This window comes from Curtobacterium sp. VKM Ac-1395, assembly GCF_015350975.1.
Taxonomy (GTDB): domain Bacteria; phylum Actinomycetota; class Actinomycetes; order Actinomycetales; family Microbacteriaceae; genus Curtobacterium.
Genome location: NZ_JADKRX010000011.1, coordinates 23,562 through 36,618, shown reverse-complemented (window position 1 = coordinate 36,618; position 13,057 = coordinate 23,562). Strand labels below are relative to the sequence as shown.

The window sequence follows — 13,057 nt, the reverse complement described above, 5'->3', positions numbered from 1 at the left end:
CCTTCAGGTGTAGATGCGGGTGGAGGTTGACGCATGTGGCGCGGATGCGAGAGTGCCGATAGTGCGCCCTGAGAGGTGCGCGGTTGAAGCGAGCGTCGCCGGATCCCACCCGGGCTGTGGTGTACGGGCGGAGTTGAAGGTGCATACGAGGCGGTACGTGGTTCCCGGCGGCATCGCTGCGACCTTCGCTGTATACCGTGCGGCCTGCTTCTGAGTTGTGGTGAACGCCGTTGCACCGGCGTTCGCCGGCGCGTAGCTGACAGTGAACTCGAACTTGGCGATGAGGTCGCCCGCTGGGGACACGCACTCGACGTTGAGTGCTTTTAGGGACCCTTCCGTGATCCATGCCTGGATCGCTCGCTGGTCGGTCGCAAGCTGATTAAAGTAGCGAGTCGTATCAATTCCGAGGATTATTAGAATTTCGGCAACGGTGGACATGAGTACGTCCGCGAGATGCGTTGCTGTCTGCGTTCTTGTGTACGTCGTTGTCGAGGTCGAGGTGCTGGTCATTATCGACCTCCGAGGGCGCGAAGCGCTGCCGCGTCAATCGCGCTGCTGCCGGTCGATGCCTTCTCGGATGGCTCCGGCGCTGTCCCCGTTGACACGTGGTCGAGCGCAGCCGCCGCGGCTTCGAGAGCGGCGCCGAGGCTTCCGCGAGCGGGGATGTACATCTTCCAGGCCGCGACTGCGGATGCGCCGCCTGGCACTGGTGCAAGGTTCTCCTCGACCGTGAATGCCGCGTCCCCGGTCGCGATCGTCACCGCAACCTGGAACGGCCCAGCGGTGACGACGATGGGCCGGTCGTCGAAGCTGCCGCTACTGATCATCGCCGCCATGAGTCCGTCGAGCGGTCGTAGCGCCTTCGCACACGAGCCGTCTGGAACGTCATTACTGCGTTCGATGCTGTCGCCGATCAGCGCAACAACCGTGGCCCATGCTTCTGTTGCAGACCGGCACGGCGTCCCAGCAATGATTCTAGAGCGTCGCATGGGGCCGCTCCGTCCCTGCCGTCGTTCCGGCGCCAGCTGACTCAAGGAGGTCATCGAGAGTCAGCTGTGCAGGGTCGATGGTCACTTCCAGACGGAGAAGCATCGCTTCCGTGACGCTCTTTCGGATCGCCCTGCCGTCTCGTCCGACGAGCGCGCGGGCGACCCGCGAAAGTTCTGGGGCCGCCGCGACCTCCGCAAGGGTCGGGTAGGCGTGACTGAAATCGATGAGAACCCGTCGCAGGATGCCTTCGATTGCGGTCGCGTCCGGGAATGGCATCTCGATGAGCACATCTGCTCTAGATCGGAACGCTTCGTCGAGTGCGCCGGTGAAGTTGCTTGTGGCGACGACGACGATGTTCGGGTGTTTCTGTGCGATCTCGTCGAGGGAGGTCAGGACCGCGTCGGTCGCGCGGTGAACGTCCGCCGGGTTCGCTGCGAGGGAGGCTTCGCTTCGGGCGACTGCGAGCGACTCGACTTCATCGAGCATCAGGATCGTGGGCAGCCCGTCGTCGGCGAGGGTCGGAATCTGCTCGGTTAGCAGGATGTGGACCTGCTGCTGGCTCTTGCCGTGCTCTCCGCTCATCAATCCGTGCGGGTTAATCTCGATGAGCCTGCACTGTTTCTGGGTGACGAGGTTGGCAATTTGTCCGGCGAGGCCACGGACAATCGTGGATTTCCCAGTGCCGGGTGGTCCGATGATGAGTGCGAGACCGTGCAACGCGCTGACATGGAACGAAAGCTTGCCTCGGAGCTGCAAGCCGAGCAGCACGGAGCGGATCAGCCGATTTTTGACCGCTGGTGCGGTAACGATCGAGTCCCATTCGCCAGTGTCGGCGCCTGCCTTCACGAGATCGTTTCTCACAATGTGTGTCGACAGGTCCACTCGCCGCCCCCTCGTAAGGTTGTCCCCCTTTTGGTGGACAATGCCAGCCAATCATCTAAGCGGCAAATTTTCAACCCTGAGTCGCGTGCCTGTAACTCCACGGTTGCGATCGTGACGCCGTCCCGCACCGGCCTCACTAGCCGAATTCTGCAGGCCCTGCGAACCGTAACGACTGCGGGATGCGCCCAGTACTGGGCTGAGTCGTTAACCTGCGGACCATTCGTCGGCTCCGTCGCCGTACAGCGGATCGCCGCTCATGGCGGGTGGGACAGCGCACCGACCGCGGTGGAACTGTCTACCGAAGCCACTGCGGATCTTCGGGGGCGGCTGGATGCGATCTGGCTTGCCGCAGACGAAGTGGAACCGATTCGCCCACCACAGCCATAGCCTGCGCCGATGGCAAGCATGACCCCCCCCCCTTTTTTGCTGAGCAATAACAGGTGAGCCAGTGGACGGTCGAGTACGAGGGCAAAGGCTTCGACCGGTTCTACGACTCGCTCGACGAGTACGAGTAGGCGGTCCTGATGGCGACGGTCACACGGGGACGTCACCCTTGATGTCCTTCGTGGAGCGCGGGCTACGGCGAGGCGTTCGACCGTACCCAGGTATTACACCCGTACTGCGTTGCAATAGCGCTCCTCAGGCGCCCGCGTGGTCGCCGTCAGGAGGCATGTCGGCGTCGGGGTTCTCGTTGTCGGTGGCAGTCGCAGCTAACCCAAGGGCATTGTCGGTCTCGGTCTCGGTCTCGGTCTCGGTCTCGGTCTCGGTCTCGGTCTCGGTCTCGGTCTCGATACCGGTGCCGGTGCCGGTGCCGGTGCCGGTGCCGGTGCCGGTGCCGGTGTCGGTGTCTTCTTCGGTGTTGTCCGTTTGATCCGAGGCTGAGTTCGCAGCCGCGGCAACCGCGGCTGCGATGGCTCCGTAGGGGATCTCGGAGAGACCCTTGCGAGCGAGTTGGTTGGCGACCTCCGCGACGGGTCCCGTCGGGTACGCGGCGTTTGCCGCGAGCTCGGCGGCTACGTTCGCGACCGGGTTCCGGAGCTCTTGCTTCGCAATACCCGATACGAACGAGGCCACCGCAACGTTCCGGGTGATGCCGAGCATGCGCAGGTTCTCGACCATGTCGGTGATCCCCGGCGGCAGCTCGATCTTCCCCAGAAGCGCGGTGTTCGCGTCGAAGAAGTCGCTGCTGATGGCTGACACGAGCTCTCGGGAGCGCCAGCCGTCGAACAGACCTGCAGTGCGCGTCCACGCTGGGGCGAGGTGAAGGGATTTCGCCGGAGTAAACACCGGAGCCGGGAACAGGTGGGTGCGGTCCTCGTCGACGTGGAACTCGTCGTCGTCGACCGTGTACCAGGCGGTGACGTCGAGCTCTTGGTTCGAGCTGCCGTCGTCTTCATCTGGCCAGTCGATCCAGTCGAAAGCCACACGCGCAGTGAAGCGGATCCTCGTCCTGTAGGCGCGACCACCACCGACAAGCTCACGAACGAACGCCCACACGAGTTCGGGCGCTCCGGGCTCGCTCACATCGGCGTCGACGGGATCCTCGAGGTCCAACGCGACCCAGAGTTCGGGTGCGTGGAGCTTGCCGCCGCGGAACAGCGCGGTCACCAGCTTGTCCAGATGCTTGTGCCCTGGGAAAGCTCGGATCTCGTCAGAGGCGTACCTCTGTGGCGGGACGAACTCCCGGAGCTCGGTGCAGAGCCGGATGCTGCCGGTGGTCAGGTTGGCCTCGGCTTCGTCGCGGAGCTCGGGGTGGAGATCGTCGCGACTGCTGTTCCGGTAGGCGAGGTCCTTCGAGACGAATACAATCTCCTCGTCGGGATGATCTCGCGCGACGTCGAGGACTGTGTACCAGTGCAAGGCGTCGCGGTAGCCTCCCCCGTTTTCGTTGAAAGGGCGCCCTCGGTCGATGGCTCGTTGTGCGACCACGTCGTGTGAGACGGTCGGGGTGTCCCGGATAATCACGCCTTCGGCCTCGAGGTAGATCGTTGCGTCGTATCGGGCGGCCCAGCGCTCAACCTCTTCGGCAGCCTCCTGCACCGCGCGCTGCACGGCTTCTGGCGCCCGGTGGACATCGCTTTTCGGTCGCTGATCGCGACGGTTCTTTTGCACCTTCGCAGTGATCTCCGCTGCGACGATGCGCGGCACGATCACGGCGAGGGCACTGTCGCCGATCGCGGTCGCGATATCCCTCCAAGCGCTGCCCCGCAGCTCGGGATTTGGCAGGACAGCGTTCGCGTCAAGCACGAGGATCATCGGGCGTTCCTTCATGGCGGGGGTTCGATGCTGTCGTGCTGAACGGGATGTAGCTGCACCAGGCCACCAGACACGACTACGTGGCTACGATCACCGCGTCTCGGGCGAGCATTCCAAAGCTATGGATCAGCCAGCGCGTCATCGTCGAGGGCTGAGCGGCTTCAGCTCGCGTCCGTGCACAGGGGCAGGTCACCCTCAGTCTCGAGTCCTTCGTAGGGCCGGTAGTGCGCGTCAGCGCTACCGAGCTCGCGCAGGTCGGCGAGGGTCCACCACGGGTGGTAGTCCTGTCCCTCGATTGCGAGCTCGACAAAGCGGGGCGTGCCGTACGACTTCACCGTGCCCGACAGGTGCAGGTTCTTGTCGACGAAGTGCACGGTGATCGTGTCCTTCTCCCCGAACCGTGCAACCTCGGCGTTCCACTCACCTTCATCGGGCTGCACCCAATCGCCAACGTCGTACTGCCGTTCGCGGAGGGCCGCCATGGCTTCCTCGAGCGGGTCGGCCTTGCGGTCCCGCGTGCGGAGCGCGACGGCGTCGACGACGTACCCGGTGTCCGTGTATAGCGTGAGCTTCCAGACACCTGCGCCGGCGCCCGCAGGGACGTCCCGGTTGATGTGCACGTGCGTAGCGATTTGATCCATGCGGCGAGCGTAACCGCCGTGGCCGCCGGCGGTGGCTCGATTCGAGGGTCATCGGGAAGGAGACCCACAACCCCCGATCAGACGCTGTCGACAGCACCTTTAGACGTGCGTGACGCCCGTGCCGTCCTGCGGTGCCTCTGACACGAACAGCGAGGTCGATCTGTCGCCGAGGCGTCGGAACTGGTGGAACGTCGGGGCGAACGGTGCCAGCGCGGCCGTTCGTTACCCTTGGGGCTCTGTCCTATGTTGACGTCGGCGAGCTGTCGGTCAATCAAAAAACCAGAACCGTGATGTGCCCCCGAAAGCGAAGTGGAGGCGCGAGAACGTCGCCAATCTGGTCACACCTTCCCCGCCAGCACGTTGAGCAGAGTGACGTGGTTCAGACCAGCACGGACGGCCACAAAACGCAGGCTTTCGTCCCCGATCGCGCTACTTAAGCTAAACGCCAACTGACGAGCAAGGTCCACGACCGGATCAGAACTGCGCACCTCCGGCCAAGGGCCCGGGGAAAGCTCGACCGGAGTACGACGACTCGCGCGGCCCGAACCACGACCCTCTCAACAGAGCTGCACTCGGGAACCGAGTTTGATCGTAGAACGGGACGAGCACAGACAGACGCCCCTCACAGCGATGAGTTCCAACTCATGACAGTGGCGAACCAATAAGACTTGGACCTGCGCCAGATTCAGCAGTGCACGCGCCAATTTGACAGGGGCGGATCACGCCGGCCAAAGCCAGCGGGGCGTCCCCACGAATCAAGTCAGACTCAGAAGTCCCAGTCCTCGTCCTCAGTGCTCTCCGCCTTGCCGATGACGTACGACGAGCCCGACCCCGAGAAGAAGTCGTGGTTCTCGTCCGCGTTGGGCGACAGCGCCGACAGGATCGCCGGGTTCACATCCGTCGTCTCCTTGGGGAACATCGGCTCGTAGCCCAGGTTCATCAGCGCCTTGTTGGCGTTGTAGTGCAGGAACTTCTTGACGTCCTCGGTCAGCCCGACCTGGTCGTAGAGGTCCTGCGTGTACTGGATCTCGTTCTCGTACAGCTCGAACAGCAGGCTGAACGTGTAGTCCTTGATCTCCTGCTTGCGCTCTTCCGAGGCGCCCTCGAGCCCCTTCTGGAACTTGTACCCGATGTAGTACCCGTGGACGGCTTCGTCGCGAATGATCAGGCGGATCAGGTCAGCAGTGTTCGTGAGCTTCGCGCGCGAGGACCAGTACATCGGCAGGTAGAAGCCGGAGTAGAACAGGAACGACTCGAGCAGGGTCGACGCGACCTTGCGCTTGAGGGGGTCGTCACCGGTGTAGTAGTCGAGGACGATCTGGGCCTTCTTCTGCAGGTTCACGTTCTCGGTGGACCAGCGGAAGGCGTCGTCGATCTCGGGCGTCGACGCCAGGGTCGAGAAGATCGACGAGTAGCTCTTGGCGTGCACCGACTCCATGAACGCGATGTTCGTGTAGACGGACTCCTCGTGCGGGGTGATCGCGTCGGGGATCAAGCTGATCGCGCCGACGGTGCCCTGGATGGTGTCGAGGAGCGTCAGCCCGGTGAACACGCGCATGGTGAGCTGCTGTTCCTCGGGCGTGAGGGTGTTCCACGACTGCACGTCGTTCGACAGCGGCACCTTCTCGGGCAGCCAGAAGTTGTTGACGAGGCGGTTCCAGACCTCGACGTCCTTCTCGTCCTGGATGCGGTTCCAGTTGATCGCGCTGACCGAACGGATCAGCGGGACGGCTTTGCCGGTGGCGTGGACCGGGTCGGTGAGAGTCATTGCTTCTTCCGGAATTGAGATGGTGACGAATCGAAGGCCGGGAGGCGCGGTGCGGGCTGGCACCGCGCCTCCAGGCCGGGGGTGGTCGCGTCAGCGACCGAGACGACGCAGCATGCACGACGCCGGAGGCGTCACAACATGCACGAAACGCAGCCCTCGACCTCGGTGCCCTCGAGGGCGAGCTGGCGCAGACGGATGTAGTAGATCGTCTTGATGCCCTTGCGCCATGCGTAGATCTGCGCCTTGTTGATGTCACGCGTGGTGGCGGTGTCCTTGAAGAACAGCGTCAGCGACAGGCCCTGGTCCACGTGCTGCGTCGCCGCGGCGTACGTGTCGATGATCTTCTCGGCACCGATCTCGTACGCGTCCTGGTAGTAGTCCAGGTTGTCGTTCGTCATGAACGGCGCCGGGTAGTAGACGCGGCCGAGCTTGCCTTCCTTGCGGATCTCGATCTTCGACGCGATCGGGTGGATCGACGACGTCGAGTGGTTGATGTACGAGATCGAACCGGTCGGCGGGACGGCCTGCAGGTTCTGGTTGTAGATGCCGTGCTCCTGGATGGACGCCTTCAGCGCCTTCCAGTCGTCCTGCGTCGGGATGGTGATGTTCGCGTTGTCGAACAGCGACGCGACGCGGGGGGTCGCCGGCGTCCAGACCTGGTCGGTGTACTTGTCGAAGAACTCACCCGACGCGTACTTCGAGTCGCGGAAGCCGTCGAAGGTCTCCCCGGTCTCGATCGCGATGTTGTTCGAGGCGCGCAGGGCGTGGAACAGCACCGTGTAGAAGTAGATGTTCGTGAAGTCGATGCCCTCGTCGGAGCCGTAGAACACGCGCTCACGAGCAAGGTAGCCGTGCAGGTTCATCTGGCCGAGGCCGATGGCGTGCGACTTGTCGTTGCCGTCCTCGACGGAGCGGACCGACGTGATGTGGGACATCTGCGAGACCGAGGTCAGGCCGCGGATGGCGGTCTCGATGGTCTTGCCGAAGTCCGGCGAGTCCATCGTCAGCGCGATGTTCAGCGAGCCGAGGTTGCAGGAGATGTCCTTGCCGATCTCCTTGTACGAGAGGTCCTCGTTGAAGGTGGTCGGGGTGTTGACCTGCAGGATCTCCGAGCACAGGTTCGACATGTTGATCCGGCCCTTGATCGGGTTGGCCTTGTTCACCGTGTCCTCGAACACGATGTACGGGTAGCCCGACTCGAACTGGATCTCCGCGATGGTCTGGAAGAACTCGCGCGCCTTGATCTTCGTCTTCTTGATGCGCGAGTCGTCGACCATCGCGCGGTAGTTCTCGGAGATCGGGACGTCGCCGAACGGGACGCCGTAGACCTTCTCGACGTCGTACGGCGAGAACAGGTACATGTCCTCGTTGTTCTTCGCGAGCTCGAACGTGATGTCCGGCACGACGACGCCGAGGGACAGCGTCTTGATGCGGATCTTCTCGTCGGCGTTCTCGCGCTTGGTGTCGAGGAACTTCATGATGTCCGGGTGGTGGGCGCTGAGGTAGACCGCGCCGGCACCCTGACGCGCACCGAGCTGGTTCGCGTAGGAGAAGGAGTCTTCCAGCAGCTTCATCACGGGGATGATGCCCGAGGACTGGTTCTCGATCTGCTTGATCGGGGCGCCGGCCTCGCGGATGTTGGAGAGCAGCAGGGCCACGCCGCCGCCGCGCTTCGAGAGCTGCAGCGAGGAGTTGATCCCGCGGGAGATCGACTCCATGTTGTCCTCGATGCGGAGGAGGAAGCAGGAGACGAGCTCGCCGCGCTGGGCCTTCGCGGTGTTGAGGAACGTCGGGGTGGCGGGCTGGAAGCGGCCGGCGACGATCTCCTCGACGAGGTCGATCGCGAGCTGCTCGTTGCCCTGGGCCAGGCCGAGGGCGGTCATCACGACGCGGTCCTCGAAGCGCTCGAGGTAGCGCTTGCCGTCGAACGTCTTGAGCGTGTAGCTCGTGTAGTACTTGAACGCGCCGAGGAACGTCTGGAAGCGGAACTTCTTCGAGTACGCCAGGTCGTTGAGGCGCTGGATGAAGTCCATCGAGTACAGGTCGATCGTCGCCTGCTCGTAGTACTCGTTCTCGACCAGGTAGTCCAGCCGCTCCTTCAGGTTGTGGAAGAAGACGGTGTTCTGGTTGACGTGCTGCAGGAAGAACTGCTTGGCGGCTTCGCGGTCCTTATCGAACTGGATCTTGCCGTCCGCGTCGTAGAGGTTGAGCATCGCGTTGAGGGAGTGGTAGTCCATCCCCGTCGTCGGCGACGTCAGATCGACGTCTGCAACTGCTGCGTCCAAAATGCATCCAATCCTGAGTTGACCGCGGACACGTCGTCCGGCGTGCCGAAGAGTTCGAAGCGGTAGAGCACGGGCACGTGGCACTTGCGCGACACGACGTCGCCCGCCAGGCCGTAGGCCTCACCGAAGTTCGTGTTCCCGCCGACGATGACGCCCCGGATCAGTGACCGGTTGTGCTCGTCGTTCAGGAACTTGATGACCTGCTTGGGGACCGCTCCCTCGCCGTTGCCGCCACCGTAGGTGGGAAGGACGAGGACGTACGGTTCGTCCACGTGCAGGAACGGCTCGCCCGGGTAGAGCGGGATCCGGTCCGCGTCGCGGCCGAGCTTCTCGATGAAGCGCGCGGTGTACCCGGACACGCTCGAGAAGTAGACGATTCGGCTCATGGTGTCGCTCCTTGTGAGGTGCGGACAGACGGACCGGGGGTGTCCGGCGGGTGGTGAGTCGAGCCTCCTGATCGAGTTCGACCCACCGTCCGCCGGACGGTGGAGCCCTACGCCAGTTCGGCGCTGAGCGTCGCGATCTTGTCGGGACGGAAGCCCGACCAGTGGTCGTCGTCGGTCACGACGACGGGGGCCTGCATGTAGCCGAGGCTCTTGACGTGCTCGAGGGCGGCGTCGTCCGTCGAGACGTCGTGCACCTCGTACTGGATGCCCTTGTTGTCGAGGGCCCGGTACGTGGCGGTGCACTGGACGCAGGACGGCTTGGTGTAGACGATGACGGCCATGTTCTCCCCTTGTTCTGGACCCCGTTCGGAGCCCGAAGTTCTGGTGCTGTGCTGAGCACGACGCTACTACATGTTGTGCCCGATGCCCGGGTGGACCACTAGAGGAAGTGTTACACCCCTGTAGTTTCCACAACGCCATCCACAGTCTGTGGATTCCCCACAGCCCCGGATTTCCGCCAGTCTGCCCCGCACCACCGACACTGCCAACAGCCTGTGGAGGGGGTTGTCCCGAGGTGTGGAAACGGCCCGTTCGTACCCCCTCGTCGGCGTGTCTGAGAAGCAGGTCCCGGACCCCGTCCAGGGCACCCTCCCCCGGTCGGGTGACACACGCCCCGCACCGCCCCGTCCGGTCCGTACACTCGTTGCGTGAGCGCGTACGGCAACCTGTTGAAGACCCCCGGCGTCGGCCGTGTGATCGCCGCCCAGCTCACCGCGCGGTTCCCGTTCGGGATGCTCTCGCTCGCCTACCTGCTGCACGTCGAGCACATCTTCGGCTCGTACGGCTCCGCGGGTCTCGTGCTCGCCACCACGAGCGTCGGCCAGGCCATCGCCGGCCCGCTCACCAGCCGCTGGATGGGCAGCTGGGGCATGCGGCCGGTGCTGATCCTGACCAGCATCGTCGCGCTCGCGAGCATGGCGGTCATCGCGTTCGTGCTGATGCCCCTGTGGGCGTACGTCGTCATCGGGTTCCTCGGCGGGCTGGCGGTTCCGCCCGTGCAGCCGGCCGTGCGCACCATCTACCCGAAGATGGTGACCTCAGCGCAGCTCACGCCCCTGTTCTCGCTCGACGCCAGCGCCCAGGAGCTCATCTGGGTCGCCGGCCCGGTCATCACCACGTTCGTCGCGACGCAGATCGGCACGGTCGAGGCCATCGTCGTGGCGATGGTGTTCCTCGTCGTCGGCGGCGTCTGGTTCATCGCCTCCCCCGAGCTCGGCCGCGTGCGCATCCCCCGGTCCAAGCGCGCGTTCGGCGTCGTGATGAAGCGTCCGTCCGTCGTCGTGGCCACCCTGACCGGCCTGCTCCTCATCGGGGCGTGCGCCGCGGTGGAGGCCGGCGTCACCAGCGCCTTCGGCGAGGGCAGCCCGAACGCCGGCATCGTCCTCGCGATCTTCGCGGTCGGCTCGCTCGTCGGCGGTCTGGCGTTCGGCCACCGTCCGATCTCGCCGAGCACGCTCTGGACCCGCATGCTCATCGTCTTCATCGGCCTGGGGCTCGCCACGTTCGGCACCGGGTTCTGGTGGCTGTCGTTCGCACTCCTCATCGCCGGCGGCGGCATCGCACCGGCCCTCGCCGTGATGTTCGGTTCCGTGTCCGCCACGGTGAAGTTCTCCGACACCGCCGAGGCCTACGGCTGGATGGGCACCGGGCAGCTCATCGGCGCCGCGGGTGGGTCGGCAGTCGCCGGCTTCCTCATCGACCAGCACGGCGCCACGGGCGGCCTGGCGGTCGGTGCAGCAGCAGCGTTCGTCGGGGTGCTCCTGCCGCTGGTCGCGAAGCGCTGGCTCCCCGACCTGCGCGGTCGCGACGCCAGCCCCATCCCCGACACCGAGCCGGTCAACCTCCCCACCTGAGGACGCCCCGGCGAGCGCGCTCTCCACAGATCCGGCCGGGAGGCCCGCCCCACCTCCGCCCCGCCCGGCAGGATGGACGCATGGTCACCTCCATCCCCCTCCGCGACGGCCGCTCCGTCCCAGCCGTCGGCTTCGGTGTGTACAAGGTCGACGACGCGGATGCCGAGACCGCGGTCGGCATCGCGCTCGATGCCGGCTACCGCCACGTCGACACGGCCGAGATGTACGGCAACGAACGCGGCGTCGGGAAGGCGATCCGGGCCTCCGGACTGGACCGTGACGACGTCTTCGTGACCACCAAGGTGTGGAACGACCACCAGGGGCGCGACGCGACCCTGCGGGCGTTCGACGCCAGCCTCGACCGGCTCGGGCTCGACGCGGTCGACCTCTACCTGATCCACTGGCCGGCCGCGGCGAACGACCGCTACGTCGAGACCTGGCGCACCCTCGTCGAGCTCCGTGCGAGCGGGCGTGCCCGGAGCGTGGGCGTCTCCAACTTCCAGGTGCCGCACCTCGAACGCGTCATCGCGGAGACGGGCGAGGTGCCGGCGCTGAACCAGGTGGAGCGGCACCCGTGGCTGCCCCAGCACGAACTCATGGCGTTCCACGCGCAGCACGACATCGTGACAGGAGCGTGGTCGCCGCTCGGGCGGGGGCGCCTGGTGGAGGACCCGGTGCTGACGCGCATCGCCGACGCCCACGGGGTGAGCGTGGCGCAGGTCCTCGTGCGGTGGAACGTGCAGCAGGGCGTCGTCGTCCTGCCGAAGTCGGTGACGCCGTCGCGGATCCGCACGAACCTCGCCGTCGAGGGCTTCGTGCTCAGCGACGACGACCTGGCCGCGATCGCGACGCTCGAGTCCGGGCAGCGGACGGGCTCCCACCCGGACTCGGTGTCGTAGCGGCGAGGGTCAGTTGCTCTCCGACTGCCAAGGCAGGTGCAGGTCACCGGGCTCGGGCTCGACGTCGCCCGCGTCGTCCGCGCCGCCGGTCCCGGGGGCCGCGACGATCCGCGAGGGGTCGATGCCGTCCTCGCGCAGGTCGTCGTCGTCGCGCTGCAGGGTCTGCGACGCGTCCATCTCCCGCTCGCTCGAGGGGCTGTAGGACGTGTCGGCCGCCCGCTGCTCGCGCTCGTCCACCCCGTCGACGTCGTCGGAGTGTGCGGCGTTCGTCAGTGCCTCGGAGCGGTCACGGTCGTCGGAGTGCTCGGGGCCTGCGATGTCGTTGCTCATGGGTGTTCCTCTCGTCCCCGCCGACGCTAGGCGGGCCAGGGTCCAGCGTTCCCAGTTCTGGGGGTCGGACGGGGGACGCTCGGATCGGTAGCGTCATGGCGTGATGGATCCTCGTGCCCTGGCCTCCGACCAACTCCGCAGCGGCGAACACCTGCTGTGGGTGGGGCAGAGCGACCCCCGCAAGCTGTTCACCGGGCGGGACGGCTTCCTCATCCCGTTCAGCCTGCTCTGGTGCGGGCTCCTGACGTCCATGATGATCCCCGCCACGATCGCGGACGGGCCGTCGTTCGCCTGGGTCCTCGGCAGCGTCTTCGTGCTCGTCGGCCTGCACCTGCTGGTCGGCCGCTTCCTCGTCAAACGGCACCGCAAGCGCACCGAGGTGTACGCCGTCACCGACCGACGAGTCTTCATCACGAACGGCCGCAGCACCCGGGAGACCGACGTCCGTCGCACCGACCGCAACGTGCAGTGGACGCGCGACCGAACCCACTGCTCGGTGCAGTGGGAGACGGGCAACTCCGGCGCACGGGCGTTCTTCGGCGGCAACAGCGTGCAGACGATCTACGCGAACACCGGGCTCGACGGCTTCTTCGGCCCGAGGACCACCGCGTTCTGGGACGTCCCCGACGGCGACGCGCTGGTCTCGGCGCTCGACGGCGCCTCCGTCCGCTGAGGGAGCACCTCCCCGGGTCCGCTACCGTTGTCGG

At 65.5% G+C, this 13,057-nt stretch carries 12 protein-coding genes; 3 read left to right on the top strand and 9 right to left on the bottom strand.

The features are described 5' to 3' along the window. Positions 1 to 3 precede the first annotated feature (3 nt). From ITJ68_RS18215 to nrdH, 8 genes are all read right to left on the bottom strand, one after another. Positions 4 to 510 carry a hypothetical protein gene (locus tag ITJ68_RS18215; RefSeq protein WP_194663486.1) on the bottom strand — a complete coding sequence of 169 codons (507 nt, stop codon included), beginning with the start codon at positions 508 to 510 and terminating at the stop codon, positions 4 to 6. Between the two features lie 465 nt (positions 511 to 975). Beyond that, complete coding sequence (locus ITJ68_RS18210; protein ID WP_194663484.1) at positions 976 to 1,872, bottom strand: AAA family ATPase; 897 nt, start codon at positions 1,870 to 1,872, stop codon at positions 976 to 978. Between the two features lie 639 nt (positions 1,873 to 2,511). Continuing rightward, positions 2,512 to 4,128 carry a PIN domain-containing protein gene (locus tag ITJ68_RS18205; protein WP_194663482.1) on the bottom strand — a complete coding sequence of 539 codons (1,617 nt, stop codon included), beginning with the start codon at positions 4,126 to 4,128 and terminating at the stop codon, positions 2,512 to 2,514. A gap of 161 nt (positions 4,129 to 4,289) precedes the next feature. Next, entirely contained in the window at positions 4,290 to 4,769 is a 480-nt protein-coding gene (locus ITJ68_RS18200; protein ID WP_194663480.1) for a hypothetical protein, read from the bottom strand. Positions 4,770 to 5,535: 766 nt separating this feature from the next. Next, positions 5,536 to 6,537 carry a class 1b ribonucleoside-diphosphate reductase subunit beta gene (gene nrdF, locus ITJ68_RS18195; RefSeq protein WP_056119980.1) on the bottom strand — a complete coding sequence of 334 codons (1,002 nt, stop codon included), beginning with the start codon at positions 6,535 to 6,537 and terminating at the stop codon, positions 5,536 to 5,538. Positions 6,538 to 6,668: 131 nt separating this feature from the next. Further along, complete coding sequence (gene nrdE, locus ITJ68_RS18190) at positions 6,669 to 8,774, bottom strand: class 1b ribonucleoside-diphosphate reductase subunit alpha (RefSeq protein ID WP_194663478.1); 2,106 nt, start codon at positions 8,772 to 8,774, stop codon at positions 6,669 to 6,671. A gap of 17 nt (positions 8,775 to 8,791) precedes the next feature. Further along, positions 8,792 to 9,208, bottom strand: coding sequence for a class Ib ribonucleoside-diphosphate reductase assembly flavoprotein NrdI (gene nrdI / locus ITJ68_RS18185; RefSeq protein WP_194663476.1), 417 nt, complete (start codon positions 9,206 to 9,208; stop codon positions 8,792 to 8,794). A gap of 107 nt (positions 9,209 to 9,315) precedes the next feature. Continuing rightward, positions 9,316 to 9,549 (bottom strand): glutaredoxin-like protein NrdH, encoded by a 234-nt coding sequence (gene nrdH, locus ITJ68_RS18180; protein WP_071277742.1) that lies wholly within the window; start codon positions 9,547 to 9,549, stop codon positions 9,316 to 9,318. Between the two features lie 366 nt (positions 9,550 to 9,915). Between nrdH and ITJ68_RS18175 the strand changes: the two genes are divergently transcribed. Further along, the gene (locus ITJ68_RS18175; RefSeq protein ID WP_194663474.1) at positions 9,916 to 11,121 is read left to right on the top strand and encodes an MFS transporter; all 1,206 of its coding nucleotides are present in this window, start codon (positions 9,916 to 9,918) and stop codon (positions 11,119 to 11,121) included. Between the two features lie 80 nt (positions 11,122 to 11,201). Continuing rightward, on the top strand, positions 11,202 to 12,020 hold the full coding sequence (locus ITJ68_RS18170; protein ID WP_194663472.1) for an aldo/keto reductase: 819 nt from the start codon (positions 11,202 to 11,204) through the stop codon (positions 12,018 to 12,020). A 9-nt stretch (positions 12,021 to 12,029) separates the two neighbouring features. On the opposite strand, the gene ITJ68_RS18165 is transcribed toward ITJ68_RS18170, so the two are convergent. Beyond that, on the bottom strand, positions 12,030 to 12,350 hold the full coding sequence (locus tag ITJ68_RS18165) for a hypothetical protein (RefSeq protein WP_194663470.1): 321 nt from the start codon (positions 12,348 to 12,350) through the stop codon (positions 12,030 to 12,032). 100 nt (positions 12,351 to 12,450) lie between these two features. Here ITJ68_RS18165 and ITJ68_RS18160 point away from each other — a divergent pair, with 100 nt between their 5' ends. Beyond that, positions 12,451 to 13,023, top strand: a complete 573-nt coding sequence (locus tag ITJ68_RS18160) for a hypothetical protein (RefSeq protein ID WP_194663468.1) — start codon at positions 12,451 to 12,453, stop codon at positions 13,021 to 13,023. Positions 13,024 to 13,057: the final 34 nt, after the last annotated feature.

Excerpts from the sequence above, each read along its gene's own strand:
- nrdI (WP_194663476.1), bottom strand. The coding sequence starts at position 9,208 with ATGAGCCGAATCGTCTACTTCTCGAGCGTGTCCGGGTACACCGCGCGC.
- ITJ68_RS18200 (WP_194663480.1), bottom strand. The coding sequence starts at position 4,769 with ATGGATCAAATCGCTACGCACGTGCACATCAACCGGGACGTCCCTGCG.
- ITJ68_RS18170 (WP_194663472.1), top strand. The coding sequence starts at position 11,202 with ATGGTCACCTCCATCCCCCTCCGCGACGGCCGCTCCGTCCCAGCCGTC.
- nrdH (WP_071277742.1), bottom strand. The coding sequence starts at position 9,549 with ATGGCCGTCATCGTCTACACCAAGCCGTCCTGCGTCCAGTGCACCGCC.
- ITJ68_RS18165 (WP_194663470.1), bottom strand. The coding sequence starts at position 12,350 with ATGAGCAACGACATCGCAGGCCCCGAGCACTCCGACGACCGTGACCGC.
- ITJ68_RS18205 (WP_194663482.1), bottom strand. The coding sequence starts at position 4,128 with ATGATCCTCGTGCTTGACGCGAACGCTGTCCTGCCAAATCCCGAGCTG.
- nrdF (WP_056119980.1), bottom strand. The coding sequence starts at position 6,537 with ATGACTCTCACCGACCCGGTCCACGCCACCGGCAAAGCCGTCCCGCTG.
- ITJ68_RS18215 (WP_194663486.1), bottom strand. The coding sequence starts at position 510 with ATGACCAGCACCTCGACCTCGACAACGACGTACACAAGAACGCAGACA.
- nrdE (WP_194663478.1), bottom strand. The coding sequence starts at position 8,774 with ATGGACTACCACTCCCTCAACGCGATGCTCAACCTCTACGACGCGGAC.